Raw genomic sequence first — 1,514 nt, 5'->3', positions numbered from 1 at the left:
ACGGCGACGGCGAGGTCGTCGTCGAGTGGAACACGTACATGTCCGGCACGGGCGAGCGCGACCACATCTTCAGCGCCGAAGGCGATGACAACGTCACCGCCTGGGGCGGTGAGAGTGGGAGCTTCGTCGATGCCGTGCGTGTTTACGAGAACGAAACCGAAGCGCCGAACGCTAGCAGTCTCGAGTTCGCCGGCAACGGCATCCTCGACCCCGCGTCCTACGACCTCGCAGTCGTCGCTAACGACGAGGACGACGCGAGCGTCATCAACAACGGTAACTTCAACTTCACTGACGTCGACGAGGACGACGTCGGTGCAGTGTCGATCAACAGTCGCGCGACCGAGAGCAGTGACGTCTGGGTCGTGCCGTCCGACAAGAAGGACGAGGTGGACTTCGAGTTCATCGACGAGAACACTGACAACACTGACGACGACATCGACGGCAACCTCACGCAGTCCGACACGGTTGTCACCGACGAGATGATCGTCCACCAGATCTCCGCGTCCGGCCTGGAAGGCGTCTTCCACAACCGGACGTCCACGGGCGCCAACGAGACCAGTGCCTTCCTCAGTGCGGTCGACACTGGCATCCTCAACGCCAGCTTCTCCGAGGAGAACCCTGGCCCGAACGCCCAGCGTGAAGAGTTCGACCTCACCACGAGCAACACTGTCGTCATCCCGGACTACGACAACGACACTTACTACGTCGGTGTCGACCTCGCCGGTGTCGACGAGGACAAGCTCGAAAACGAGATCGTCTACAACGCGTCGTTCGCCTTCGAAAGCTACAGTTCGGTCGGCCCGCAGATCGGCGGTGAAGGGTCTGGCACGGTCGGCTCGATCTGGAGCTACGAGGACGCCGACGCGTCGCTGAACACCAACGCGGACGACGAAGTCGTCATCCGCAACCAGGAAGGTCAGACCCTCCGCGGCAGCACGAACGTTGCCCCGGGGACGAAACTCGGCCTGCGCGTCAACAGCCAGTCCGACACCAGCCCGTTCCTGACCACGCTGAACACCCACGTCAGCGGAGACCGCACCTTCGCTGCCACCGGTGACTTCAGCGAACGCGGCGCTGGCGTCAACTTCACTGTGCGCGTCCGCCGCGGCGGCGACGCCATCAGTGACTCCTACGACGGCCGCATCCTCGCGGAACCGAGCGGCTCGCTGACCTTCAGCGACCAGTCGGTCGCCGAGGACAACCAGGAAGTCGTCGTCGAATCCGCGACGCTCTCGGACGGTGGCTTCGTCGCCATCCACGAGGGCAGCGCGAGCGGTGACGTCATCGGTACCAGCCGCTACCTCGAAGCCGGCACGCACTCGAACGTGCGCGTCGACCTCGACACCATGGTCAACGAGACCACCACGCTGGTCGCCATGCCCCACCTCGACGACAACTCGAACAACCTCTACGACTTCCCCGAGGCTGACGCGCCGTACTCGGTCAACGGCACCACCGTAACCGACAGCGCCGAGGTCACCGTCGGCGACGCGACGCCGACCCCGACCGCGACG

1 protein-coding gene is annotated in these 1,514 nt (G+C 64.1%); it reads left to right on the top strand.

Annotation, left to right across the window (positions count from 1 at the left end):
• Positions 1–1,514: DUF7282 domain-containing protein (locus tag AB2U09_RS00110; RefSeq protein WP_459190653.1), on the top strand; the 1,514-nt coding region annotated here is incomplete at both ends.

The organism is Halosimplex yunnanense, from assembly GCF_054504345.1.
The sequence above is the reverse complement of the archived record's forward strand: the minus strand, read 5'-3'. Positions and strand labels throughout refer to the sequence as shown.